Source organism: Nocardiopsis sp. B62 (assembly GCF_018070675.1).
In the GTDB taxonomy this organism is placed as follows: domain Bacteria; phylum Actinomycetota; class Actinomycetes; order Streptosporangiales; family Streptosporangiaceae; genus Nocardiopsis; species Nocardiopsis prasina.
This window is the reverse complement of the sequence record NZ_JAGPXK010000014.1, coordinates 50,314-73,686: the sequence shown is the minus strand read 5'-3', so window position 1 is coordinate 73,686 and position 23,373 is coordinate 50,314. Positions and strand designations below refer to the sequence as shown.

Below are 23,373 nucleotides of genomic sequence, written 5' to 3'. Positions count from 1 at the left end.
GTCTCAGCCACCGCTTCCCTGCCTCTCCTCGGTGGACGGCCTCCCGTCATCGGTGGACGGCCTCCCGTCATCGGCGGTCGGCCTCCCGGCGCGCCCCTCCCCCGGGAACCAGCGCCGGGCCGCCAGGGCCACGTACACCAACCCGATGAGCACCGGCACCTCGATCAGCGGGCCCACCACACCGGCCAGCGCCTGTCCGGAGGTGGCGCCGAAGGAGGCGATGGCCACCGCGATCGCCAGCTCGAAGTTGTTGCCTGCGGCCGTGAAGGCCAGGGTGACCGAGCGCGGGTAGGCCATGCCCAGGGCACGGCCCAGAGCCAGCGTCCCCGCCCACATGACCAGGAAGTAGACCAGCAGGGGCAGGGCGATGCGGGCCACGTCCCAGGGCCGCGAGGTGATCGCCTCCCCTTGGAGGGCGAAGAGCATCACGATGGTGAACAGCAGGCCGTACAGCCCCCACGGCCCCAGCCGGGGCAGCAACCGGGTCTCGTACCACTCCCGTCCGCGTGCCCGTTCCCCCAGGCGGCGCGTCAGGTACCCGGCGAGCAGGGGTATTCCGAGGAAGACCAGGACCGAGAGCGAGATGTCGACGAACGACACGTCCAGGGCCGCCTGCTCCAGACCCAACCACCCCGGCAGGACCGACAGGTAGAACCAGCCGAGGGCGCCGAACGCCACCACCTGGAACACGGAGTTGATGGCGACGAGGACGGCGGCGGCCTCACGGTCGCCGCACGCGAGGTCGTTCCAGACGATCACCATCGCGATGCACCGCGCCAGGCCCACGATGATCAGTCCGGTTCGGTACTCGGGCAGGTCCGGGAGGAACAGCCAGGCCAGCGCGAACATCACCGCCGGGCCCGCCAGCCAGTTCACCGCCAGCGAGGTGACGAGCAGACGGCGGTCGCCGGTGACGGCCCCCAGCCGGTCGTATCGGACCTTGGCCAGGGGCGGGAACAGCATCACCAGCAGCCCCAGCGCGATCGGCAGGGACACACCGGCCACCCCGGCTGCGGACAGCGCCTCCCCCAGTCCGGGGACCAACCGCCCCAGGGCCAGGCCGGCGACCATCGCCGCCAGGATCCACACGGTCAGGAACCGGTCCAGCGACGACAGGCGTCCGACCACACCGGAGGGGGCGGCGTCCGAGCGAGCGGGGACGTTCACGAGTCGACCCCCGCGGGCCTCACGGTGCGGGTGAGGACCGAGGCCAGGCGGTCGGTCGCCTCCGGGAGCAGCCGGTAGTACACCCAGGTCCCGCGCCGTTCGGACGAGATGAGCCCGGCCTCGCGCAGGAGTCTGAGGTGGTGGGAGATGGTGGGCTGGGACAGGTCGAAGGCGGGCGTCAGATCGCAGACGCACACCTCCTCGCCGCGCGCGGTGGCGATCATCGACAACAGCCGCAACCGCACCGGATCACCCAGGGCCTTGAACACCCTGGCGAGTTCGACCGACTCGCCCTCCTCCAGCGGCGACTGCAACAGCCTGGGACAGCAGTCGGTGACGCCGCCATGGGGATCGAGGACCCCCTCCTCTTGATTCGACATGCGTCTATGTTGACAAACTTCAATTCAGAAGGCAACACTGGAGCCTCCCTGAATAGATGAACATCAATACAGAACTCGGGAGGACTCCGTGTCCCGTATCCAACTCGCCCTGAACGTCGCCGACCTCGAAGCGTCAGTGGCCTTCTACTCGACCCTCTTCGGAGTCGAGCCCGCCAAGCGCCGCCCCGGCTACGCCAACTTCGCCGTCGCCGAACCCCCGCTCAAGCTCGTCCTCATCGAGGGCGAGCCCGGCCAGGAGACCCGCCTGGACCACCTCGGCGTCGAGGTGGAGGAGACCGCGAAGGTCGACGCGGCCACGGCTCGCTTCAGGGACTCCGGCCTGGCCACCTTCGAGGAGAACCACACCTCGTGCTGCTACGCGGTCCAGGACAAGGTATGGGTCCACGGACCCGGACGGGAGCCCTGGGAGGTCTACGTGGTCAAGGGCGACAGCGACCAGAGGGGCGCCGCGCCCACGGCCGCCACGGATCACGCCCCCGCCGGACCCTCCGGCTGCTGCTCCTCCGACCAGACGTAGCGGCCCGATGACAACCCCGGGCCGAGGTGTCCCGGCACCGACGCCACCGCGCCCCGAGCGCGCACCCCGGTTCGGTTGCCCGCGCCCCGGGTCGGTCCTCTCGCGCGTTCGTGAGGGAGTCCCTCGCAGTGCCCCCATCAGGCGGGACTCCCTCACGGATGTGAGACGTGGTGCTGTTGGGGGAAGAACAGTGGGCCCAATGAGGGAGCGATCATGCGAGCTGTAGTGATGCACGGACCCGGCGACGTCCGGGTCGAGCAGGTCCGGGAACCGGAGATCGTCGAACCGACCGACGCGGTGGTTCGGGTCACCGCCACCTGTGTCTGCGGGTCGGACCTGTGGCCCTACCGCGGCATTGAGCAGCAGGACGGACCAGCGCGGATGGGCCACGAGTACGTGGGCGTGGTGGAGCAGGTCGGACCGGAGGTACGTGCGGTTCGGGTGGGCGACTTCGTGGTCGGCTCGTTCGTGGCCTCCGACAACACCTGCGAGATCTGCCGGGCGGGCTTCCAGTCCCGCTGTGTCCACCAGGTGATGATGGGCTCCATCGGCACCCAGGCCGACTACGCCCGTGTCCCACTGGCCGACGGCACCCTGGTCCGGGTGCCCGGCGAACCGACGCCGGAGCAGGTCCGAGGCCTGCTGGCAGCCTCCGACGTCCTCGGCACCGGCTGGTTCGGCGCGGTCGCGGCCCAGGCCGGTCCGGGTCGGACCGTAGCGGTGGTGGGAGACGGCGCCGTCGGCCTGCTGGCGGTCCTGGCGGCCAGACGGCTCGGCTCGGAGCGTGTCATCGCCGTGTCGCGCCACGCCGACCGGCAGGCACTGGCACGGCGGTTCGGAGCCACCGACATCGTGGAGGAGCGCGGCGAGGCGGGCGCGGCGAAGGTGAAGGAGCTCACCGGCGGTCTCGGCGCCCACTCGACCGTCGAGGCGGTCGGCACCCAGGAGTCCATGGAGCAGGCCATCCACTCCACACGTGCGGGCGGACACGTCGGCTTCGTCGGTGTGTCCCACGGGGTCGAACTCGACGGCCTGGACCTGTTCTTCTCCAGTGTCAGCCTGTTGGGCGGTCCGGCGCCGGTACGGCGGTTCCTTCCCGAGCTGATCGAGCTGATCATGACCGACCAGATCGACCCGGGCGCGGTCTTCGACCTGACCCTGCCGATCGAGGAGGCGGCCGAAGGATACCGGGCGATGGACGAGCGTCGGGCCACCAAGGTGATGCTCACGCTCTGAGACGACAGAGGCGGGTGAGGCTCGCGGTGCCATCGAACCCGATGGAACGTGTTGACTATCGATAGGATTCTATCGATAATCGATATATGCACCGCTACCTCACCCCCATCCTGCGCCTCGCGATCATCGGGGCGATCCTGGTCGGCCTCTTCGGACAGATCGTCGTCATTCCCGGCGCGATCGCCGACGAGGCCGCCCACTTCCCCCCGTATGAGCGGATCGTCGTCCCCTACACGATCCTGGGCATCCTGGGCGTCGCCTGTGTACAGGTCGCTCTGGGTGCCACGTGGATGCTGCTCGGCATGATGGGGCGCGACGCGCTCTTCAGTACCCGGGCCTTTCTGTGGGTGGACCTCATCATCGGCGCCAGCCTCGCGGGAGCACTGCTCACGGCCGGAGTCACGGCACACCTGGCCCTGACCGACATGCCCTTCGCCAACGGCAACATGGAGGCGGTCGCCGCGCTCGGCGCCGCCTTCCTGACCACCGCCATGGGCACGGCCTTCGCGATGGTGGTCGTCCTGATGCGGGGCCTCCTGCGCAAGGCGACCCACCTCCAGGCCGAGATGGCCGGGGTGGTCTGATGGCGATCATCGTGGACCTCGACGTCCAACTCGCTCGGCGCGGCATGTCGGTCGGGGAGTTCGCCGAGGCCGTCGGGATCTCCCCCGCCAACGTCGCCGTCCTCAAGAACGGCCGAGCCAAGGCGGTGCGGTTCACCACCCTGGACGCGATCTGTCGAGTTCTGGACTGCCAACCCGGAGACGTCCTGCGCTGGGCACCGGACGGCGACACCGCCACCGGCCGGAGGTGATCCCCTCAGCCCCCGGACCGTCTACTCGCGAACGGCGGCCACCGCCTCGATCTCCACGAGCTGGTCGTCGTAGCCCAGAACGGTGACGCCCATCAGCGTGCTGGGGACGTCGTGCTCACCGAAGGCGTCCCGGACCACCTCCCAGGCGGCGACCAGGTCGTCCTGGGAGGTGGAGGCCACGAGCACCCGGGTGTTGACCACGTCGGTGAGTTCGGCGCCAGCCTCGGCGAGCGCGGTCCGCAGGTTGGCCACACAGACGGCCGCCTGCCCCGCGTAGTCGCCGACCGCCGCGGTGGAGCCGTCCTCGTTGAGGGGGCACGATCCCGCGGGGAAGATCAGCCTCACCCCCGAGGGAACGGTGGCCGCGTAAGCGTACTCGGCGGCGTCGGAGAGGGCGGCGGAACGGATCAGGGTCACTGCGCTGTTCATGGATGTCTCCAGTAGGAAGGTCGAACACCAGGAACGTTAGTGGCCCAGCCTGGGCAAACCCAGTGAATTTCCCGCTCACCGCCCGGAGGAGCTGCGCGAACAGGCCCCTCGGACGCAGCGATGGTGTTACAGATGGTGACGACATCGACGCGCTCGGGAGTACAGGGATGACCACGATCACCTTCGACCACACCGTCAGGGACTACGAGCTGTCGCACGTGCGCTCCCTGGCCCACGCCGCACGGCTGTCCTACAAGGACCACGACGCGGTAGAGCGGACGGCGCGGGAATGGGGGTTCCAGCGCGTGCGCTCCTTTCGGGTGGCCTTCTCACCGCCCTTCCCCTTGGAGGACACCCAGGCCTACGTGATGGCGGGCGATCACATGATCGTCATCGCCTTCCGGGGAACCGAGCCCGCACAGATCCGCGACTGGCTCTCCGACATCAACACTCCCCCGGTCCCCGAGCGCTCGTGCGAGGGCCGGGTGCACTGGGGATTCCAACGCGCGCTGGACGCGGTGTACACGGACCTTTCGACCGCCCTCCGGGAGTTCCGAGACGCCGAGCAGACGGTGTGGGTCACCGGGCACAGCCTCGGCGGCGCCCTGGCCATGCTGGCCGCGGCCCGCCTGCACTTCGTCGACGGCGTCCTGGCGGACGGCGTCTACACGTTCGGGCAGCCCCGGACCTGCGACGCCACCCTGGCCAAGGCCTACGAAGAGGTGTTCCGCGGGCGGATGTACCGCTTCGTCAACAACAACGACGTGATCGCCCATGTGCCGCCCGAGCCAATCTTCCGCCACGTCTCCGAGGTCAGGCACATCGACGCCGCCGGGCGGATACACGAGAAGCCGATGTCCGTGCTGGGAGGCCTGGCCGACTCGGTGCGGGGGCACACCGCCGATCCCTTCTCCCTGGGGGTGGACGCGCTGCGCGACCATGCCATGAACGCCTACGTCACCCACCTCGACGCCGCCGCCCGCTGAGGGTCGAATCGCCCGGCGCCAGAGCCGTGGGCAGAGGGCAGCGACGGCGCCGGGGTGTCAGGTGAGGACGTCGTCCAGGCGCAGTCGGGGACTGGGCATGGCAGCCCGCTCGGGATATCCGACGCGGAACGCGAGCAACAGGGTGTTCGCCTCCGCGCCCAGGAGCGCGGCGTAACGGGAGCCGAACTGGTCGGGTTGCCCCAGGGCGTGGTCGCGGTCGATGCGCTCGGTGATCTGGTTCATCGGGTGCAGTCCCAGCTCAGCGTGGGTCGCGGCCAGGTGGACAGCCTGGAGCGCGCGCCCACCGTTGAACTGGTCCTGGAGAGCGGTGGCGTCCCCGACGGTGATGACCCCGTAGGCGGCAGCCGTGGGGCACTGCTCGGATCTGGTGCGGTCGACCCAGAAGCGGTCCGCGGCCTGGCGGGACTGCTCCGGGAGGATCTTCGCCATGGCCAGGGTGAACGGGTCCAGCGCCTGTGCGTCAAGGGTGATGCCGTCGCGGTGGTGGTCGACATCGGAGCGCGGGGTCCTGAACCAGGAGGCCGAGTCCCTGGACTGCTCCTCGTCGTCGGTGATCGCCTGTGTCGCCTCGACGATCAGGGAGGACATCTCGTCGCGGTCGGCTCGGCTGGTGAGCCACCGCAGTCCGACGCCTTCGTGGGCACCGGCGAGCTCCTCCAGTCGCGAGAGCTCGGCCTCGGGTACTTCGCGGTCCAGGTAGGGGCCGCGGTTGGTGTGGCGGCCACCGATCGCCTCGTACAGCGGATCGTCCTGAGCGGCGCCGGACTCCAGTTCGAGACGCGCGACGACCGGTGAGTCCGTGCCTTCCGGCACCACCCGCACCGTCGCGGAGAATCCGAGGGCGCCCGCCGCTCTGACCATGTTCTCGACCGCGCAGCCAAGGCCGGAGTAGTGCTCGCGCAGGCTCGCGTCGGTGATCGGGATCCTGCGGCTCGGCTCCGAGAGCACGTCGATCGACGAGGGACGGACGTCGAACAGCCACGGTTGGGTGTTGTGGGGGCTGGCCGCGAGTACGCCAGCAGCGACGACACCACGCACACCGGTCTCGTCCTTCCAGGAACGCCACAGCTCATGGGAGTCGCGCGTGCCCGCACCCCAAACACCGTTCGTGGCCGCGCGCACCCCCACAGCTCCGCTCCCGGCCACGATCGCCCCGCCCGCGCCCAGGCCCGCCCAGCGCAGCAGTCTCCTCCGGCTCAGGCTCCGTCGCGAAGGTTGGGAGGAACTCGAATCGTCGGGTGTCGTTCCGGTCGGGTCCGGCTCGGACGGGGTCGAGGGGCTGTTGTGGGGGTTCACGGGTGTCTCTCGTGTGGGTGGGTCGAGTCGAGGACGCGGCGTCCTCGTTCGGTGAGCAGTCCGTTCAGGAGAGCGCGCGTGGCGCGCGCGGAGTCGGGGGCGGCGCCGCCCCGTTCGACCTGTTGCAGGAAGGGGGGCGTGAACTCGTTCAGCACCCAGGCCGCCATGACCAGGTCACCGATCGATCCCGGAGGGTCGGGGCGTCGGAACAGGCCCGCCTCGACCAGCTGCGCGGCGATGCCCTCCAACAGGGCGGTCCGTTCGCGGTAGTTGCGCTGGTAGCGCTCCGCGAGGCGATCGTCGGTGTGCAGGAGGGGCAGCAGTTCGCGGGCCAGGCCTCGATAACGGAAGGCGTGGCCGTCGTTGGCCCCGTGGGTGGCGTACAACGCGATGAGCAGCGCTTCGGGGGTCCCGTCCTCGGGGGCGACGGGAGCCGAGGCTTCGCTCCACTGCTCGAACAGGGCGGTGATGATCGCTGGTTTGCCGTCGAACCAGTAGTAGAGGTTGCCGGGGCTGACGCCTGCTCGCTTGGCGATGTGGTTGGTGGAGACCGCTGCGGTTCCCTGCTCGTTGAACAGGTCCAGGGCGGCGACGAGGACCTTGTCCCGCGCGGTCTTTCGAACTGGCTTGGTGGGCGGTGCGCCGGCGTCGTTCACACGATTAGAGTATTTACTCTAAAACTGGGCTGTCAAGCGGGAGGGGCGCTGGGTGAACAGCTGGAAGAGCAGGCCCGCCAACCCCGCACCCAGGGCGGCCCCCGCGATCACCTGGGCGACCGTGTGGTTCCCCAGCCGTACCCGGGACCACGCCACGAGCGCGGCCAGCGGCACCAGGGCCAACATGTGCGCGCCATAGATGAGCAGCGCAAGCACGACCACGCCCCCGACCGCGGGCGTGTGCACCGAGATCTTCCACCGGGCGACCACGGTGACGGCCAACGTGACGAACAGGGTGGCCAGCATCGCCACGACCAGCGCGACCACCGGCCGTGGAGCCCCCAGGAGGACCAGGGTCGCGCTACCGGCGCAGACGCAGGCGATGATGACGGCCCGTGGGACCAGGCGCTGCTTCCGGCCCCCGTGGTGGTCGCCCCACCAGCCCAGCCGCGCACCGAAGATGAGGATGCCGCAGAACAGGGCTGCCAGCAGCCCCCAGCCCAACCCGGAAGGGGCGGGGGTGGAGTACCAGCCCACGGCCAGGAGGATGACCCCAGGGCGCCGGGGGCGAAGGTCTCGGTGACCAGGCGTGCGGCGCGATCGCCCAGGCGCCGGCCGGGGGGCGGAGTGGTCATGTTCGGGCACGGCCAGCAGTGCCACCAGGCCCCCGTGCGGACTGCGCGATGCGGCGTGGCCCTGATACGGGCTGATCTCGGACACGCGAAAGGGCGTCCACCTGAGTGAACGCCCTTCGTTTGTCGGGACGGCGGGATTTGAACCCACGACCCCTTGACCCCCAGTCAAGTGCGCTACCAAACTGCGCTACGTCCCGGCCGCTGAGCGGACGCCGTAACCGGCGCCGCCAACGGGGAAGACTCTATCGCATGCCCCGGGGGGTTCGCACCACGATGCGCACCTTCGCGACGAGGTTCGGAGCCTGGCAGAGACCCGGACGCGTTTTGGTCTGTTCGTTCCATAACGTGGTACGGTCACTGCCATGGGAAGACCACGTCAGTTCGATGAGGAGCGCGTGGTCCGGGCCGCCTGCCGGGCGTTCTGGACCCGGGGGTTCGACGCGACCTCCACAGCGGACCTCTGTGAGGCCACAGGACTCACGCGCAGCAGCCTCTACAACACCTTCCACTCCAAGGAGCACCTCTTCAGGAGGGCGCTCTCGCACTACGCCACCACCATGACCGCGCGTCAGAGCGATGTCCTCGACACCCAGGGGCCGAGCGGGCTGGAGCGCCTGCGGACGCTGTTGTCGGCGATTGTGGACGACGAGCTGGACAACCAGCGCACGGGCCACGGCTCGGGGTGCTTCACCGTCAACACCATCACAGCGGCGGCCTCCCGAAATCCGGACATCGCCCGGCTGATCCAGGCCGACCAGGACAGGCGACTGGCATCGCTACGCCTGGCCATCATGGACGGCCAGCTCGACGGGTCCGTCACCGGTGAGCGCGAACCCGGCGAACTGGCCTGGTACACGACCTCCCTGATCTACGGGCTGCGGGTAGCCGCCCAGTCGGGCGCCGGACGCGAACCGCTGGAGGGCATCGCAGGCGTGGGACTCAGGGCGCTTCAGGCCTGAAGCCCTCATGTGGGCGCGCTCCTCCGCCGCGGCCTCTTTTTGGATCGATCAATACAAAAAAGCGAGGCAGGATGCCCAAGTCAGTCCCCCTCATGGCACTCGGTATCTTCGCCATGGTCACCAGCGAACTCCTCGTCGGTGGGCTCATGCCGCAGATGGCGGAGGACCTGGGAACCACCATACCCAGGATCGGCTACCTGATCACCGCGTTCGCCCTGGCCATGGCGATCGGTGGGCCCATCCTCACCCTGGCCGTCCTGCGACTGCGCACCCACCACGCGCTCCTGGCCCTGTTCGTGGTGTTCTTCGCGGGCAACACCCTGGCCGCGCTGGCTCCCGGATACGGGCTCATGGTGCTCGCTCGGCTGATCACCGGTGCCGCTGCCGGAGCCTTCTTCGGGGTGGCCCTCTCCGCCGTCGCCCAGGTCACGCCAGCGCACCTGCGCGGCCGTGCGACCGGACTGGCGCTCCAGGGCCTCATGGTGGGCACGTTGTTGGGTCTGCCGCTGTCCGCGCTCATCGGCGTCCAGTTCGGCTGGCGCTCCGCGTTCGTCTTCGTCGGCGCGCTGACCGTGGTCGTCGCGATCGCCACCCTGCTGGCCCTGCCCCGCATGGATCGGCCCGGTTCCGCAGACAGTTCCAAGGAGGCGTTCCGCAGGCCACAGCTGTGGCGCGTCATGGGTACCTCGACCCTGATCATCGGTGCCACCTTCGCGGCGTTCTCCTACTTCACACCCGTTCTCACCGAGGTCAGCGGCTTCCCCCGGGGCATCGTGCCGCTGCTGCTGCTCGTCTACGGCGGGGCGACCGTGGTCGGCACCATGGTCGTCAGTCGCTTGGCACAGTCACACACCATCACCGTCATCGTCACGGGCCTGGCACTGAACACTGTCTTCCTCGTCGTCTTCGCTTTGTACGCCCACCTTCCAGGGGTCGCGCTGACGGCGATGGCGGGTGTCGGGCTGGTGGGCATCACCCTGAACCCGGCGATGATCACCCGGGTCCAGCGTGTGGGCGACACCGGCCCACTGGTCAACACCGTGCACTCCTCGTTCATCACCCTGGGCGTGGTGCTCGGTTCGTGGGTCGGCGGCCTGGGTGTGGAGGAGTTCGGTCTACGGGCGCCGCTGTGGGTCGGTGTCGGCCTCGCCCTGCTCGCTCTGGCCGCGATGGTGCCGGCCGCGCGCCGGGCGGCCCGGGTCGGGCACGAGGCCGCCGACACTGCGCAAGAACGGTCAAGCGCGGGCGAGGGCCCCCGGAACATACTGGTCACATGACCGAACCCACCACCGAATCCCCCTCCGGGCGGGACCGTCTGCGGGAGCTGCTCGACGCGGTTCTGGACGAGGACAACGCCCGACTGAGCGAGATGGCCGGGCAGGCGCACGCCTCCCCGTTCCACTTCAGCCGTCAGCTGTCCCGGGACACCGGGGAGTCACCGGTGGCACTGCGTCGGAGGGTCCTGCTGGAACGGGCCGCCTGGCGGATCGGACAGGGCAGCAGCGTCACCGACGCGGCCTTCGAGGCCGGGTACGCCTCCGTGGAGGGCTTCACACGGGCCTTCGCCCGGGCCTTCGGACACCCGCCGAGCGCCACCACGGCGGGCAGCGGCCGGTGGCTTCCCGCACCGAACGGCGTCCACTTCCACCCACCGATCCACCTGTGGGTCGAGGAGTACCAGAGGGGACGCCCCAGCATGGACGTGACCGCGCTCCAGACCCACCACGACGTGGACGACACCGCGCACCTCATCCGGCTCGCCGCCGCACTGCCCGAGGAGGAGTACCGCAGGGTACGGGAGGAGCGGACCGTCCTGTCCTGGGACGGACCCGAGGGTTCCATCGCCGCGACCCTGGACCACCTGGTGGGCACCAAGGAGTCGTGGCTCGCCTCCATCGAGGGCGCGGACACACCCGGGCGCGGGGCCGACGACCCGGAGTCGCTGCGGATCAGGCATGAGAGGGCGGGGGCGCGCTGGATCGCCGTGGTCACGGACATCGGACGTCGGGACGCCTGGGGAGACCGGCTCATCGACGCCCTGTGCGACCCGCCGGAGAGCTTCCTGCTCGGCGGGGTGGTGGCACACGTGCTCACCTACTCCGCTCACCGCAGGCAGAACGTCCGCCACATGCTGCGGGAGGCGGGGGTGGAGGTCGACCAGGGCGACCCCCTGGAGTGGTTGCCGGAACGCTACGAAGCACCGAGGAAACGGGGAGACACAGTATGAGGACCGTGTACGAGACCGCCACCAGTCTGGACGGGTTCATCGCCGACCAGGACAACTCTCTGGGCTGGCTGTTCGCCGTGGAGGGAGCGCAGGAGGGAGAGGAGGGCAGCGAGGCGATCGACGAGACCGCCGAGTTCATCAGGAACGCCGGGGCGATCGTCATGGGGGCGACCACCTACGAGTGGATCCACAAGTACGAGGGTGACAAGCCCTGGCCGTACGAGGCGCCCACCTGGGTGCTCACCCACCGGGAGCTGCCCCGGCTCGAGGGCGACCTCCGCTTCACCAGCGCCGACACCGACCAGGAGCTACGGGACCTGCACGCCGAGATGGCGCGGGCCGCGGACGGCCGTGATATCTGGGTGGTCGGCGGCGGACGGATCGCCGCGGACCTGGCCAGGCTGGGGCTGCTGGACGAGGTGTCGGTGTCGGTGGCGCCGGTGAGTCTGGGCGGGGGCGCGCCCCTGCTCGACGGACGGGTGCGGCTGCGGCCCCTGGAGGCCAAGCTCGTGGGAGCCTTCGCCTGTCTTCGCTACGAGGTCGTCAAGGACTGACCAAGGGGGCGTCGCTCGCACCGGCGCCCCCTCAGCCCGCTTCCAGAGCCAGCAGCCGGTCGGCCGCCCGGGACACCTCGTTCTCGTTGAACACGGCCACCCCGTTCTCGCGGAGCAGGTGCGCGGTCACACCCTCACCGGTCACCTTGCGTCCCTCGAAGGCTCCGTCGTACACCTCGCGTGTGCCACACGAGGGGCTGGACTCCTTGAGCAGAGCCACCGCCACGCCGTGCGCCCGCGCGGTGGCCAGCGCCGCCCTCGCTCCGGAGACGAAGTGGTCGGTGACGTCCACCCCCTCGGGGGTGCGGATACGGGCCCGACCGGCGAGCACGTCGGCGGCGTCCGCGCCGGGCTCGATCTCGGCGGGCGGTCTGGGCACCGGCAGTCCCCCGGCGATCTCCGGGCAGTGCACCACCAGGCGGCCCTCCTCCCGCCAGCGGGTGACGGTGTCGTCCCCCACCGGTTTGGCCCGACCGTCATAACGGACCCTGCGCCCCATCAGGCACGCGCTGACCAGCACTTTACGCATGAGGCCAACGCTACCGCCACTGACACGTACACCTCCCACGCTTCCACCACCCAAAGTGTTTGTCTGTGTACTTCAGGTGATTTCACCGAGGGGGAGAAGTGAGCGAACAACCGGGCCGGCAGACCCTGAAGACGGAGCACAGGACCACGCGCAAGGCCGTGGTCGCGGCGGCGATCGGCAACGCGACCGAGTGGTACGACTTCGGTGTCTACAGCTACCTCGCCGTGACGATCGGTCTGGTCTTCTACCCGTCGCAGTCGGCCGGTGTGCAGCTCATCGCCACGTTCACGACGTTCGCGGCGGCCTTCCTGGTCCGTCCGCTCGGCGGCATGTTCTTCGGCCCCCTCGGCGACCGGATCGGCCGCAAACGCGTCCTGGCCGCCACCATGCTGCTCATGGCGGTCAGCACCTTCTCGATCGGGCTCATCCCCTCGGCCGCGACCATCGGTATCGTCGCGCCGATCCTGTTGCTGCTCGCCCGCATGCTCCAGGGCTTCTCCACGGGCGGCGAATACGGCGGCGCCACCACGTTCATCGCCGAGTACGCCCCGGACAAGCGACGGGGGTTCCTCTCCTCGTGGCTGGAGTTCGGCACGGTCAGCGGTTACATCGGCGGCGCCTCCATCGTCACGGTGATGACCCTGCTCCTGGGCTCCGACACCATGCAGGACTGGGGCTGGCGCATCCCGTTCCTCTTGGCCCTGCCTCTGGGCGCCATCGGTCTCTACCTGCGGGTGAAGCTGGAGGAGACCCCGGTCTACAACCAGAACACCGACGGTTTCGCCAAGGACGAGCAGGGTGAGCGCCGCAAGGGCCAGCTCAAGGAGACGATCGTCGGCCAGTGGCACGCCATCGTCCTGTGCATCGGCCTGGTCATGGTCTTCAACGTCAACAACTACATGGTGACCGCCTACATGCCCACCTACCTGGAGGCGGTGCTGGGATACAGCTCCACCCTGGCCCTGGTGGTGACCCTGGGCGCCATGATCTTCATGCTGGCCACCGTCACGCTGTTCGGCTTCATGAGCGACCGGGTGGGGCGCAGGCCCGTCCTGATGTCCGGCTGCTTCTTCGGCATCCTGTTGTCCCTGCCCGCCTTCTGGCTGCTGCAACAGGGCACGGCGTGGGCGGCGGCCCTGGGCGTGCTGGTCCTGGCCTTCACCCTGGTGCACTTCTCCGGCGCGGGCCCCGCCTCGCTCCCGGCCTTCTTCCCGACCAAGGTCCGCTACGGTGCCCTGGCCATCAGCTTCAACATCTCGGTGGCGCTGTTCGGCGGCACCACCCCACTGATCTCGGAGTCGTTGGTGCAGGCCACCGGGAACCCGTACTCCCCCGCCTGGCTGGTGATGGCCGCGAGCGTGATCGGACTCGTCGTGGTCTGGCGGATGAGGGAGAGCGCCGGGCGACCGCTGCCCGGAGCCCCGGTCATCCCCGTCCCGGAGCGCGCTCCAGGCACCTCCACGAGACTGCCCTACCCGAGGAAGAGCGGCGAGTTCGGCAGGGGCATCCGGGGCAGCAACGTTCGCCGCCTGCCCACGGACACCTGACCGGAGACCGGGCACGACGAAGGGGGCGCCCCACCGGGACGCCCCCTACTCATGCCTCGAACCCGCCGCTAGCGGCGGCCGCCGCCACGCGGCTTGCGGTCCGGACGCACACTGCCCTTGGAGGCGCGGCCCGGGGTGGCGTTCTTCTTCTCCCGGATACGCATGCTGATGTGCACCGGGGTCCCCTCGAAACCGAAGTCCTCGCGCAGACGACGCTCGATGAACCGGCGGTAGTTCTCCTCAAGGAACCCGGTCGTGAACAGGATGAAGTGCGGCGGACGCGCACCGGCCTGCGTCGCGAACAGGATCTTGGGCTGCTTGCCGCCACGCACCGGCGGCGGGGTGGCCGCCACCAGCTCCTTGAGCCAGTTGTTGAGCTGGCCCGTGGAGATGCGCTGGTTCCATCCGGCCAGGCTGGTCTCGATCGCCGGGACCAGGCGCTCCATGTGGCGGCCGGTCATGGCGGAGATGTTCACCCGGGGAGCCCAGGAGACCCGCGCCAGCTGGCGGTCGATCTCCTTCTCCAGGTAGATGCGGCGCTCCTCGTCGAGGACGTCCCACTTGTTGAAGGCCAGCACCAGACCGCGCCCGGCCTCCACGACCTGCTCCACGACCCGGATGTCCTGCTCGGCCAGCGGCTCGCTGACGTCCATCAGCACCACGGCCACCTCGGCCCGCTCCAGAGCGGTGCCGGTGCGCATCGTCGCGTAGTAGTCGGCGCCCTGGAGCGCGCGGAACCGACGGCGGATACCGGCGGTGTCGATGAACTTCCAGGTCTGGCCGCCCAGCTCGATCAGCTCGTCGACCGCGTCACGGGTGGTACCCGCGACCGAGTCCACGACCACGCGGTCCTCACCGGCGAGCCGGTTGAGCAGGCTGGACTTGCCCACGTTCGGGCGACCCAGCAGGGCGATGCGGGACGGGCCGTCCTCCTCGTCCTCGGCCTCACCCACGGGGGTCTCGGGGAAGGCCTCCACGATGGCGTCCAGCATGTCACCGGTACCGCGACCGTGCAGGGCGCTGATCGGGAACGGCTGTCCCACACCCAGGTTCCACAGGTCGAGGGCGTCGGCCTCCTGCTGCCCGCCGTCCACCTTGTTGGCGGCCAGCACCACGGGCTTCTTCGTGGCGCGCAGGACGCGGGTGACCGCGGCGTCGGCGTCGGTGATTCCCACGGTCGCGTCGACCACGAACAGGATGACGTCGGCGGTCTGCGCGGCGTACTCGGCCTGGCGGGCGACCATCGCGGCCAGCCCGCTGACGCTGGTCTCCCAGCCTCCGGTGTCCACCAGCGTGAAGCGGTGGCTCTGCCACTCGGCGTCGTAGGCCACCCGGTCACGGGTCACGCCCGGGACGTCCTCGACCACGGCCTCACGACGGCCGATGATCCGGTTCACCAGGCTGGACTTACCGACGTTGGGGCGGCCGACCACGGCGACGACGGGCAGCGCCGTCTCCTCGCCCTCGGGCGCCTCGCCCACGTCGGACACGTCGAACTCAATCATGTACTCACTCCCGGTTACAGGTCCTCACGCGCCCAGGATGCGTGCCGCGAGGATGTCGAAGGATTCAGCGCGATCGCCACGTGAATCACCACGGGCGCCACCGAGGGCGCCCGTGTCCTGCCACGGAGGGCAACCCCCGTGGATGTTCGTGTGTTCCCCCTGGCGGGGGTGGTGTGGCCGGTCTCTCCCCGGCCTCCCACCGTCTCCGGCGGGTCGCGCGCTAGCTGTCGCGGGCCTCGTCGGCCAGCTTGACGACCAGGGCGATGACCTCGTCGAGGGTGAGGCCGGTGGTGTCGAGCTCGGTGGCGTCGGCGGTCTGCGTCAGCGGCGAGTGGGCCCGGCTGGAGTCGAGCTTGTCCCGACGGGCCAGGTCGGCCTGGGTGGCCGCGACGTCGACGGTCCGGACCTCCTTGCTGCGACGCTGCGCGCGCGCCTCGGAGCTGGCGGTCAGGAACAGCTTGACGGGGGCCTCGGGGGCGACGACCGTCGTGATGTCACGGCCCTCCACCACGATACCCGCACCCTGCTCACGAGCGGTCTCGATGACCTCGCGCTGGGTCCGCACCAGCAGCTCACGGGCCTCGGGCACGGCCGAGACGGCGCTGACGCTGGTGGTGACCTCCTTGCCGCGGATCTCGGCGGCCACGTCGCGGCCGTCCACCGTCACGGACGGAGCGGACGGGTCGGTGCCCATCGAGATCACGGGGCGGCCGACGTTGGCGGCCACCGCGGCGGCGTCGTCGACGTCCACGCCGTTGTCCAGCATCCACCAGGTCAGGGCCCGGTACATGGCCCCGGTGTCGAGGTAGCGCAGCTCCCGCGCCCTGGCGACACCCCTGGCCGTGCTGGACTTGCCCGACCCGGAGGGACCGTCGATGGCGATGACGATGCCCTTGTCCTGCGCGCTCACTGCTGCTGACTCCCGAGATCACTGTGCCTGCGTCGGCGTCTGGTGTCGCCGACGCCTCAGCCTACCTTCGCGCCGAGACGCCCGGCACCACGGGCACCGGCCGTGGATTCACAGGCCCGGGTGCACCGACCAGCCGTCGGCGGAAAGCGCGGCGGCGAGGGTGTCGACCGCCTCAGGGAGCAGGTACAGCTCGGCCACACCCAGCGGCAGGCCGGGGCTGTGCTCGATCCGCACGTCCTCGATGTTGACTCCAGCAGTGGCGGCCGCCGCGAACAGGCGCCCCAGGGCTCCGGGCTCGTCCGGGATGACCACGGGGATCACGGTGTACTCGGGGCGCCGGACCGACCCGTGCTTGCCGGGGATGCGCGCCTGCCCCGAACGCCCGCGCGCCAGCAGGTCGCGGACGGGCTCCAGGTCGTCCCGAAGCGGGGTCCCGGGCCCGGCCTGGCTCCAGGAGCGCAGGGCGTCGGCGGTGACGGCCAGGTCCGCGGCCACCCCGCGCAGCACCTCGGCCACCGGACCCGCGTTGTGGGTGAGGATCTCCTCCCACATGGCCGGATCGCCCCCGGCGATCCGGGTGACGTCGCGCACCCCCTGGCCCGCCAGGGTCAGCGCGTCGTCGTCTCCGGACAGCAGCCGGGCGGCCACCGCGGAGGAGGCCACGTGCGGGGCGTGCGAGACCAGCGCCACCGCGCGGTCGTGCGCCCGGGCGTCCAGCACCAGCGGGTCCGCGCCGCACGCGCGGGCCAGGCCGGCCACCGCCTCGACGGACGCCTGGTCGGCCTCCGGAGTGGGGCACAGCGCCCAGGAGCGGCCGAGGAACAGGTCGGCGCGGGCGGCGCCCGGACCGTGCTTCTCCCTGCCGCCCATGGGGTGTCCGGGCACGAAGGTCGCCATGTCGCAGCCGAGCCGCTCCGCACCCTCGAGCACACTCGTCTTCACACTGGCCACGTCGGTGTACACCTGGGCCAGCTTCCGCTGCTGGGCGTCGCGCAGCACCGCCGGGACGACGGCGGGCGGGGCGGCGATCACGGCGAGGTCCACGGGGGCGCCGTGCCCGGCCTCCTCCAGCGGACGCCCCGCTCCGAGGTCGCAGGCCAGGTTCAGGGAGGCGGGGTCCGGGTCGCTGAGGGTGACGTCGACGTCGCGCGCACGCAGAGCCAGGGCGATCGACGTACCGATCAGACCGGTCCCGACCACGGTGACCCGACGCGGCTCCGTCCGGCGCGTCCCGGCCGCTTCCTCGCCCACAGCACTCCCCCGCTTCACCGTGCCCACGCCTGTCGCGGGCACGGTCCAAGGGTACGACCTCCTGACCAGGCCTCCCGCCCGCGGTTCCGGTGGAGTCCCCGGTCGGGAGGGGCGGCGGCGCCGGGTCTGCTACTGGGCGATGTCCAGGCGCAGGGCCTGGGCACCGCGCAGGTAGACGTGCTGGACCTCGGAGCGCGGGAGGTCGGTCTCCACGTGGGCCATCAGCCGCACCACGCGCGGCAGGGCGCCGGGGACGTCGATCTCGGACGCGCACATCAGAGGAACGTCGGTGAAGCCCACACCGCGCGCCGCCAGCGCGGGGAACTCGCTGTTCAGGTCAGTGGTGGCAGTGAACAACACACTGATCACGTCGTCGGTGGTGAGCCCGTTGCGCCGCATCACCTCGGAGACCAGTTCGGTGGTGGCCTCCAGTACCTGCTCGCGTTCGTCCGCGTCGACCTGCACCGCACCGCGAATGGCCCGTACCGCCACGTTCGATCCCGCTTTCGTCCTCGTCGGTGGTGCCGTCGCCTTGGGGGACACAGGAGACGGCGGCCGCCCCCCGAGAGTGGGGCGCGACCGCCGTCAACTGTATCGACAGACCTCCGGGTCAGAGACCCGCGGCCTTGTAGAGTTCGCCGACCTCACGCGAGCTGAGCGCACGCATGGTGCCCAGACGCAGGGTGTTGAGGTCGATCGGACCGACCTGGGTGCGGGCCAGGTCCGCGACCGGGTGACCCACCGCCTCCATGAGGCGACGCACGATGTGCTTGCGTCCCTCGTGCAGACGGATCTCCACCATGGCCTGGGCGTCGTCGTTGTCGACCACGCGGAAGGAGTCGACCTGGACCGGCCCGTCCTCCAGCTCCACGCCCTTCTGGATCTCGCGCACCACGCGGTGCGGCACCGGGCCGGGCACCTTCGCGAGGTAGGTCTTGACGACCTTGTAGCGCGGGTGCGTGAGGCGGTTGGCCAGGTCACCGTCGTTGGTCAGCAGGATGAGACCCTCGGTCTCGGTGTCCAGCCGACCCACGTGGAAGATGCGCTCGGCGGTCTGACCGGCGTAGTCGGCCAGGGTCGGGCGACCCTCCGGGTCCCACATGGTGCTGACCACGCCGCGCGGCTTGTTCAGCGCGAAGTACAGCTTGTCCGGGGCGGTGACCACGCGCATGTCGTCGACACGGATCTCGGAGGCCTCGGGGTCGACCCGGGCACCGAAGCGCTTGACGATCTGACCGTCGACACTGACCCGACCGGCCGCGATCATCTCCTCGCTGGCCCGACGGCTGGCGACACCGGCCGCGGCCAGCGCCTTCTGGAGCCGGATGCCGTTGGGGACGTCCGTGTAGGTGTCACGGGAGTCGCCCTCGTGGCGGTCCTCGTCACGCGGGTTGTAGTCCGCGCGCAGGGCGCTGAGCCGCTCACGCGCCGCCTTGGAGAGCTGGTTCTCGCTCTTGCCGTCGCTGACGGGCGCGTGGTCGCGACGGGCCGGACGCTGGTCGGGGTCACGGCTGGGACGGTCGTCCCGAACCTGCGGACGCCCGCCACGGTTGTCGTCACGGCGCTGGTAGCCACCACCGCGCTTGTCGTCACGGCCCGGGAGGCGACGCCCCTGGGCGTCACGGCGGGGACGCTCGTCGCGGTGACCGCCACGGTTGTCGTCACGGCCCTGATAGCCGCCACCACGCTTGTCGTCACGGCGGGGACGGTCGTCGCGGCCCTGCGGACGGCCGCCACGGTTGTCGTCACGACGCTCGAAGGAACGACCACCACGGTCGTCGCGCCGCTGGTCGCGGCCCTGCGGGCGGCGGTCGTCACGGTCGAAGCGACCACCACGGTTGTCGTCACGACGTTCGAAGGAACGACCACCACGGTCGTCCCGGCCCTGCGGACGGCGGTCGTCGCGCTCGAACCGGCCACCGCCACGGCGGTCGTCCCGGCTCCGGTCGTCGCGGCGGGGGCGGTCGTCACGGCCCTGCGGACGGCCACCGCGGTCGTCACGGTTCTGGTAGCCGCCACGGCCACGGTCGTCACGGCCCTGCGGACGGCCACCACGGTCGTCGCGGCTCTGGTACCCGCCACGGCCACGGTCGTCACGGCTCTGGTACCCGCCACGGCCACGGTCGTCACGGCCCTGCGGACGGCCACCACGGTCGTCACGGCTCTGGTACCCGCCACGGCCACGGTCGTCACGGTCGAAGCGACCACCACGGTTGTCGTCACGACGGTCGTAGGAGCGACCCCCACGGTCATCGCGACCCTGGTAGCCGCCACGCCGGTCATCGCGGCCCTGCTGACCACCACGGCTGTCGTCGCGGCCTCGGTCATCGCGGTTCTGGTACCCGCCACGGCCACGGTCGTCGTCACGACGGTCGTAGGAGCGACCCCCACGGTCATCGCGACCCTGGTAGCCGCCACGCCGGTCGTCCCGGCCCTGCTGACCACCACGGTCACGGTCGTCACGGCGGGGACGGTCGTCCCGGTCGTAGCGTCCGCCACCGCTGCGGTCGTTCCCGCCTCGGTCGTCGCGGGGGCCTCGGCCGCCGCGGTTGTCATAGTCGCCGCGCTCACCGCGCGGGGCGTGTCCGTCCCGCTCACCACGGGAACGTTCTCTGTTAGGTGTGCTCACCGGTGTCGTCAAGACCTTCGATGTCGTCGGGGAGGAACGGCGCCAGATCAGGCAGTTCGTCCAGGCCACGCAGGCCCAGCCGTTCCAGGAAATAGGAAGTGGTCCGATACAGCAGCGCACCGGACTCGGGATCGTGTCCGGCCTCTTCGATCAGGCCCCTCAGTACGAGGGTACGCATAACCCCGTCGCAGTTGACCCCGCGAACGGCGGAGACCCTGCCACGTGAGACCGGCTGGCGGTAGGCGACGACGGCCATCGTCTCCAGCGCGGCCTGTGTGAGCCGCACCTCCTGCCCCTCCCTGAGGAAGTGCTCGACGATGTCGGCGCACTCCGGGCGCGTGTAAACACGCCACCCGTCGGCCACCGCCCGTAGGTCGAAACCACGGCCCTGTTCGGTGTATTCCCGGGAGAGTTCCTCCAGGGTACGGGTCACCAGCTCAAGCGGCACGTCCATGGCGCGGGCCAGGTCGTACTCGGACACCGGCTGGTCGACCACCATCAGCACGGCCTCCAGGTCGCGGCGCAGGGCCGGGGGCGTGGAGAGCTCCTCGGCCCCGGCGGTGTGCTCTGCGGTCATCACTGCTCCCCCGGTGTCGTCTCGGCGGTCGGTTCCGCCTCGTCGTAGTCGGACTCCAGCTCGACGTCCTCGTCGCCGCCGGTCCAGGTGACGGTCAGCTGCTCCAGCGGAACGGGCTGGTCGAAGCCCACGTTCGCGGCGCGGTAGAGCTCCAACAGGGCCAGGAAGCGGGCGACGACCTCGAAGGTACCGTCGCACTCGGCCGTCAGCTGGGCGAACGTCAGCTGCCCGTGCTCCCGGAGTTCGGCCACCATCAGCTCGCCCTGCTCCTTGACGGAGGTCTTGGTGAGGTGGATGTGGGTGACCGAGACGCTCGGCGGTTCCCTCGGGGTGAACACCAGGCCGGCCAGCGCCGCGAACTCCTCGGGGCCGAGCCTGAACAGCACGTCCGGCCGCATTCCCGCGAACCGCTCCTCCAACGGAACCGCCCGCGCGTACCTGCGGCCCTGCGTGGCCAGGCGCTCGCGCATGAAGGAGGCGACCTCCTTGTAGGCGCGGTACTGGAGCAGCCGGGCGAACAACAGGTCGCGCGCCTCCAGCAGCGCCAGGTCCGCCTCGTCCTCCACGTCACCGCGCGGCAGCAGGCGGGCGGCCTTGAGATCGAGCAGGGTGGCCGCGACCAGCAGGAAGTTGCTGGCCTGGTCCAGGTCCCAGTCGTCGCCGAATCTGCGGATGTGCGCGATGAACTCGTCGGTGACCTTCGACAGCGACACCTCGGTGATGTCCAGCTTGTGCTTGGAGATCAGCCCGAGGAGCAGGTCGAAGGGGCCCTCGAAGTTGTCCAGGTGCACCTGGAAGGCGTTCTCGTCGACCTCGTCGGCGCCGTCCGCCCCCGGCGGTGCGCCCTTCTGGTCAGTCACCATGAAGGGTCCACGTCTTCTCGCTCATGACACAAGGGTGTCACCGGCTGGGACCAGCCGGTGACACCCTCACTCCCGTGTTCCCGGTCGCCGTCCGCTCCCCCAGCGGTCGGCCCGGGGACGTCAGTCCTCGGTCAGCCGGCGCACCAGCATGCTGCTGGAGCCGTGCTCCTCGAAGTCGGCGAGCAACATGGCGACGGCCTCGCGAACGAGGCGGCCGCGGTCGGCCGACAACCCGTGCTCCGCGCGCAGCGAGAGCCGGGTCTGTTCCAGGGCCAGCAGCTCGGCCCCGGAGACGTAGACGGTGATCTTCTCGTCGTGGCGTTGGCGCCCGCTCGGCTTCGGAGCGCGGCGTACCTTGCTCCGCCCCCTGCCGTTCGACTTGCGCGCGGGCCGCTCCGACGAGGCCTCGGTGGTGCTCTGTCGATCCTGTTCCGGTACCTGGTACTGGCGTTCGGTCTCGACCGGTTCCTCTTCGGGACCGGAGGGGCGGAAGAACAGCTCGTCCGCCCCGGGTAGCGTCACACGTCGTGACCGCTGAGAGGCCACCTCGCCAGCACCTCCTTGGCCAGCGACCGGTAGGCGTTGGCCCCGGCCGAGGACGAGTCGAACCTCGTGATGGGTTCGCCGGCCACGGTGGCGTCCGGGAAGCGCACGGTTCGGTTGATCACCGTGCCGTACACCTTGTCGCCGAAGCCGTCCACGATCGTGGACAGCACCTCGCGGGCGTGCAGGGTGCGCGGGTCGTACATAGTGCCGAGGAAACCGTCGATGACGAGGTCCTCGTTCAGGCGCTCCTGCACCTTCTGGATGGTGTCCATCAGCAGAGCGACACCGCGCAGCGCGAAGAACTCGCACTCCAGCGGCACGATGACCCCGTCCGCCGCGGTCAGCGCGTTGACGGTCAGCAGGCCCAGCGAAGGCTGGCAGTCGATGAGGATGACGTCGTAGTCGTTGATGACCGGGCGCAGCGCGCGCCCCAGCATCTGCTCACGGGCCACCTCGCCGACCAGCTGCACCTCTGCGGCCGACAGGTCGATGTTGCTCGGAATGAGGTCCAGGCCGTCGACGTCAGTCTTGAGCAGGACGTCCTCGACCGTCACGTCGCGCTGCATGAGCAGGTTGTAGACGGTCAGGTCCAGCTCGCGCGGGTCCAGCCGCCCCAGGCCCACCGACAGCGCGCCCTGCGGGTCGAAGTCGACCAGCAGTACCCGTCTGCCGTACTCCGCGATGGCTGCACCGAGGTTGATGGTGGTGGTGGTCTTACCGACCCCACCCTTCTGGTTACAGAGTGCTACAATCCGTGCCGGACCGTGTTCGTCAAGCGGCGCAGGCTCCGGATATGTACGCACGGGTCTCTTGGTGTGCAGATCCGCCCCCGTGTTGCGTGTCGTCCCCCACGGGTTGCTCACCGGGTCGGCGAAGCCCTCCTTGCCGACGGGTGCGGTGTTCGCCGCCTCGTCGTTGTCCGACCAGTTCACAACCCTTGACCTCCCCTACGGACCGGCCACGGCCCGATGGGACTCTTGACGTCTCCCACGACTGGCCGCCGTCGGAAACTCAATATGTCGACAGCAACGTACCTCTGTGCGGCGACTCTAGAACGACGACACGGCGCACTTCAACATGATCCGACGAGGATTCCCCACCCTCTGCAACCGGGAGGA

26 protein-coding genes and 1 tRNA gene are annotated in these 23,373 nt (G+C 70.0%); 10 read left to right on the top strand and 17 right to left on the bottom strand.

Features of this window, described 5'->3' with window-relative positions; translation table 11 throughout:
- Positions 1-3: 3 nt before the first annotated feature.
- Together arsB and KBX21_RS16475 are read right to left on the bottom strand one after the other, a co-directional pair.
- Positions 4-1,167: an ACR3 family arsenite efflux transporter gene (arsB, locus tag KBX21_RS16480; protein ID WP_210842435.1), complete on the bottom strand. Its 1,164-nt coding sequence runs from the start codon at positions 1,165-1,167 to the stop codon at positions 4-6.
- Positions 1,164-1,547: a helix-turn-helix transcriptional regulator gene (locus KBX21_RS16475; protein WP_210842434.1), complete on the bottom strand. Its 384-nt coding sequence runs from the start codon at positions 1,545-1,547 to the stop codon at positions 1,164-1,166. The genes arsB and KBX21_RS16475 overlap by 4 nt, the downstream gene beginning before the upstream one ends.
- Before the next feature lie 88 nt (positions 1,548-1,635).
- Here KBX21_RS16475 and KBX21_RS16470 point away from each other — a divergent pair, with 88 nt between their 5' ends.
- The 4 genes from KBX21_RS16470 (at position 1,636) to KBX21_RS16455 (ending at position 4,135) form a co-directional block, all read left to right on the top strand.
- A complete protein-coding gene (locus KBX21_RS16470) occupies positions 1,636-2,085 on the top strand; it encodes an ArsI/CadI family heavy metal resistance metalloenzyme (protein ID WP_210842433.1) in 450 nt (149 codons plus the stop codon).
- Positions 2,086-2,298: 213 nt separating this feature from the next.
- Complete coding sequence (locus KBX21_RS16465; protein WP_049567880.1) at positions 2,299-3,321, top strand: zinc-dependent alcohol dehydrogenase family protein; 1,023 nt, start codon at positions 2,299-2,301, stop codon at positions 3,319-3,321.
- Between the two features lie 86 nt (positions 3,322-3,407).
- Entirely contained in the window at positions 3,408-3,905 is a 498-nt protein-coding gene (locus tag KBX21_RS16460; protein ID WP_210842432.1) for a DUF2975 domain-containing protein, read from the top strand.
- Entirely contained in the window at positions 3,905-4,135 is a 231-nt protein-coding gene (locus tag KBX21_RS16455) for a helix-turn-helix transcriptional regulator (protein ID WP_017544608.1), read from the top strand. The genes KBX21_RS16460 and KBX21_RS16455 overlap by 1 nt, the downstream gene beginning before the upstream one ends.
- Before the next feature lie 21 nt (positions 4,136-4,156).
- Here the strand turns inward: KBX21_RS16455 and KBX21_RS16450 are convergent, their stop codons facing one another.
- Complete coding sequence (locus KBX21_RS16450; protein WP_049567886.1) at positions 4,157-4,564, bottom strand: RidA family protein; 408 nt, start codon at positions 4,562-4,564, stop codon at positions 4,157-4,159.
- A gap of 167 nt (positions 4,565-4,731) precedes the next feature.
- On the opposite strand from KBX21_RS16450, the gene KBX21_RS16445 reads away from it, so the two are divergent.
- A complete protein-coding gene (locus tag KBX21_RS16445; RefSeq protein ID WP_210842431.1) occupies positions 4,732-5,550 on the top strand; it encodes an acetylxylan esterase in 819 nt (272 codons plus the stop codon).
- A 57-nt stretch (positions 5,551-5,607) separates the two neighbouring features.
- On the opposite strand, the gene KBX21_RS26660 is transcribed toward KBX21_RS16445, so the two are convergent.
- The 4 genes from KBX21_RS26660 to KBX21_RS16425 form a co-directional block, all read right to left on the bottom strand.
- Positions 5,608-6,867 (bottom strand): hypothetical protein, encoded by a 1,260-nt coding sequence (locus tag KBX21_RS26660; protein ID WP_247665853.1) that lies wholly within the window; start codon positions 6,865-6,867, stop codon positions 5,608-5,610.
- Positions 6,864-7,523, bottom strand: a complete 660-nt coding sequence (locus tag KBX21_RS16435; RefSeq protein WP_210842430.1) for a TetR/AcrR family transcriptional regulator — start codon at positions 7,521-7,523, stop codon at positions 6,864-6,866. The genes KBX21_RS26660 and KBX21_RS16435 overlap by 4 nt, the downstream gene beginning before the upstream one ends.
- A gap of 18 nt (positions 7,524-7,541) precedes the next feature.
- Positions 7,542-8,060, bottom strand: coding sequence for a hypothetical protein (locus tag KBX21_RS16430; protein ID WP_247665852.1), 519 nt, complete (start codon positions 8,058-8,060; stop codon positions 7,542-7,544).
- 221 nt (positions 8,061-8,281) lie between these two features.
- Positions 8,282-8,355 (bottom strand) — tRNA-Pro (locus tag KBX21_RS16425).
- A gap of 165 nt (positions 8,356-8,520) precedes the next feature.
- Between KBX21_RS16425 and KBX21_RS16420 the strand changes: the two genes are divergently transcribed.
- The 4 genes from KBX21_RS16420 (at position 8,521) to KBX21_RS16405 (ending at position 11,898) form a co-directional block, all read left to right on the top strand.
- Positions 8,521-9,117 carry a TetR/AcrR family transcriptional regulator gene (locus KBX21_RS16420; RefSeq protein WP_210842429.1) on the top strand — a complete coding sequence of 199 codons (597 nt, stop codon included), beginning with the start codon at positions 8,521-8,523 and terminating at the stop codon, positions 9,115-9,117.
- A gap of 71 nt (positions 9,118-9,188) precedes the next feature.
- Complete coding sequence (locus tag KBX21_RS16415) at positions 9,189-10,394, top strand: MFS transporter (RefSeq protein WP_210842428.1); 1,206 nt, start codon at positions 9,189-9,191, stop codon at positions 10,392-10,394.
- Positions 10,391-11,344, top strand: a complete 954-nt coding sequence (locus KBX21_RS16410) for a helix-turn-helix domain-containing protein (RefSeq protein WP_210842427.1) — start codon at positions 10,391-10,393, stop codon at positions 11,342-11,344. Before KBX21_RS16415 ends, KBX21_RS16410 begins: the two co-directional genes overlap by 4 nt.
- The gene (locus KBX21_RS16405; protein ID WP_049567905.1) at positions 11,341-11,898 is read left to right on the top strand and encodes a dihydrofolate reductase family protein; all 558 of its coding nucleotides are present in this window, start codon (positions 11,341-11,343) and stop codon (positions 11,896-11,898) included. Before KBX21_RS16410 ends, KBX21_RS16405 begins: the two co-directional genes overlap by 4 nt.
- A gap of 31 nt (positions 11,899-11,929) precedes the next feature.
- Here KBX21_RS16405 and KBX21_RS16400 read toward each other — a convergent pair whose 3' ends face one another.
- Positions 11,930-12,427: a DUF523 domain-containing protein gene (locus tag KBX21_RS16400; protein ID WP_210842426.1), complete on the bottom strand. Its 498-nt coding sequence runs from the start codon at positions 12,425-12,427 to the stop codon at positions 11,930-11,932.
- 98 nt (positions 12,428-12,525) lie between these two features.
- Here KBX21_RS16400 and KBX21_RS16395 point away from each other — a divergent pair, with 98 nt between their 5' ends.
- Positions 12,526-13,974, top strand: a complete 1,449-nt coding sequence (locus tag KBX21_RS16395) for an MFS transporter (protein WP_210842425.1) — start codon at positions 12,526-12,528, stop codon at positions 13,972-13,974.
- A 68-nt stretch (positions 13,975-14,042) separates the two neighbouring features.
- Here KBX21_RS16395 and der read toward each other — a convergent pair whose 3' ends face one another.
- From der to KBX21_RS16350, 9 genes are all read right to left on the bottom strand, one after another.
- Positions 14,043-15,479, bottom strand: a complete 1,437-nt coding sequence (gene der / locus KBX21_RS16390) for a ribosome biogenesis GTPase Der (protein ID WP_049567915.1) — start codon at positions 15,477-15,479, stop codon at positions 14,043-14,045.
- Between the two features lie 220 nt (positions 15,480-15,699).
- A complete protein-coding gene (gene cmk / locus KBX21_RS16385; RefSeq protein WP_049567918.1) occupies positions 15,700-16,389 on the bottom strand; it encodes a (d)CMP kinase in 690 nt (229 codons plus the stop codon).
- 108 nt (positions 16,390-16,497) lie between these two features.
- Entirely contained in the window at positions 16,498-17,640 is a 1,143-nt protein-coding gene (locus tag KBX21_RS16380; protein WP_049567920.1) for a prephenate dehydrogenase, read from the bottom strand.
- Between the two features lie 129 nt (positions 17,641-17,769).
- Positions 17,770-18,132: a chorismate mutase gene (aroH, locus tag KBX21_RS16375; protein ID WP_049567923.1), complete on the bottom strand. Its 363-nt coding sequence runs from the start codon at positions 18,130-18,132 to the stop codon at positions 17,770-17,772.
- Positions 18,133-18,250: 118 nt separating this feature from the next.
- Positions 18,251-20,269: a pseudouridine synthase gene (locus tag KBX21_RS16370; protein ID WP_210842424.1), complete on the bottom strand. Its 2,019-nt coding sequence runs from the start codon at positions 20,267-20,269 to the stop codon at positions 18,251-18,253.
- Positions 20,256-20,846 (bottom strand): SMC-Scp complex subunit ScpB, encoded by a 591-nt coding sequence (gene scpB, locus KBX21_RS16365; RefSeq protein ID WP_017544594.1) that lies wholly within the window; start codon positions 20,844-20,846, stop codon positions 20,256-20,258. The genes KBX21_RS16370 and scpB overlap by 14 nt, the downstream gene beginning before the upstream one ends.
- Positions 20,846-21,709, bottom strand: a complete 864-nt coding sequence (locus KBX21_RS16360) for a ScpA family protein (RefSeq protein WP_049567926.1) — start codon at positions 21,707-21,709, stop codon at positions 20,846-20,848. The genes scpB and KBX21_RS16360 overlap by 1 nt, the downstream gene beginning before the upstream one ends.
- Before the next feature lie 120 nt (positions 21,710-21,829).
- Positions 21,830-22,231, bottom strand: coding sequence for a hypothetical protein (locus tag KBX21_RS16355; RefSeq protein WP_049567928.1), 402 nt, complete (start codon positions 22,229-22,231; stop codon positions 21,830-21,832).
- The gene (locus KBX21_RS16350; RefSeq protein ID WP_049567931.1) at positions 22,228-23,187 is read right to left on the bottom strand and encodes a ParA family protein; all 960 of its coding nucleotides are present in this window, start codon (positions 23,185-23,187) and stop codon (positions 22,228-22,230) included. Before KBX21_RS16350 ends, KBX21_RS16355 begins: the two co-directional genes overlap by 4 nt.
- Positions 23,188-23,373: the final 186 nt, after the last annotated feature.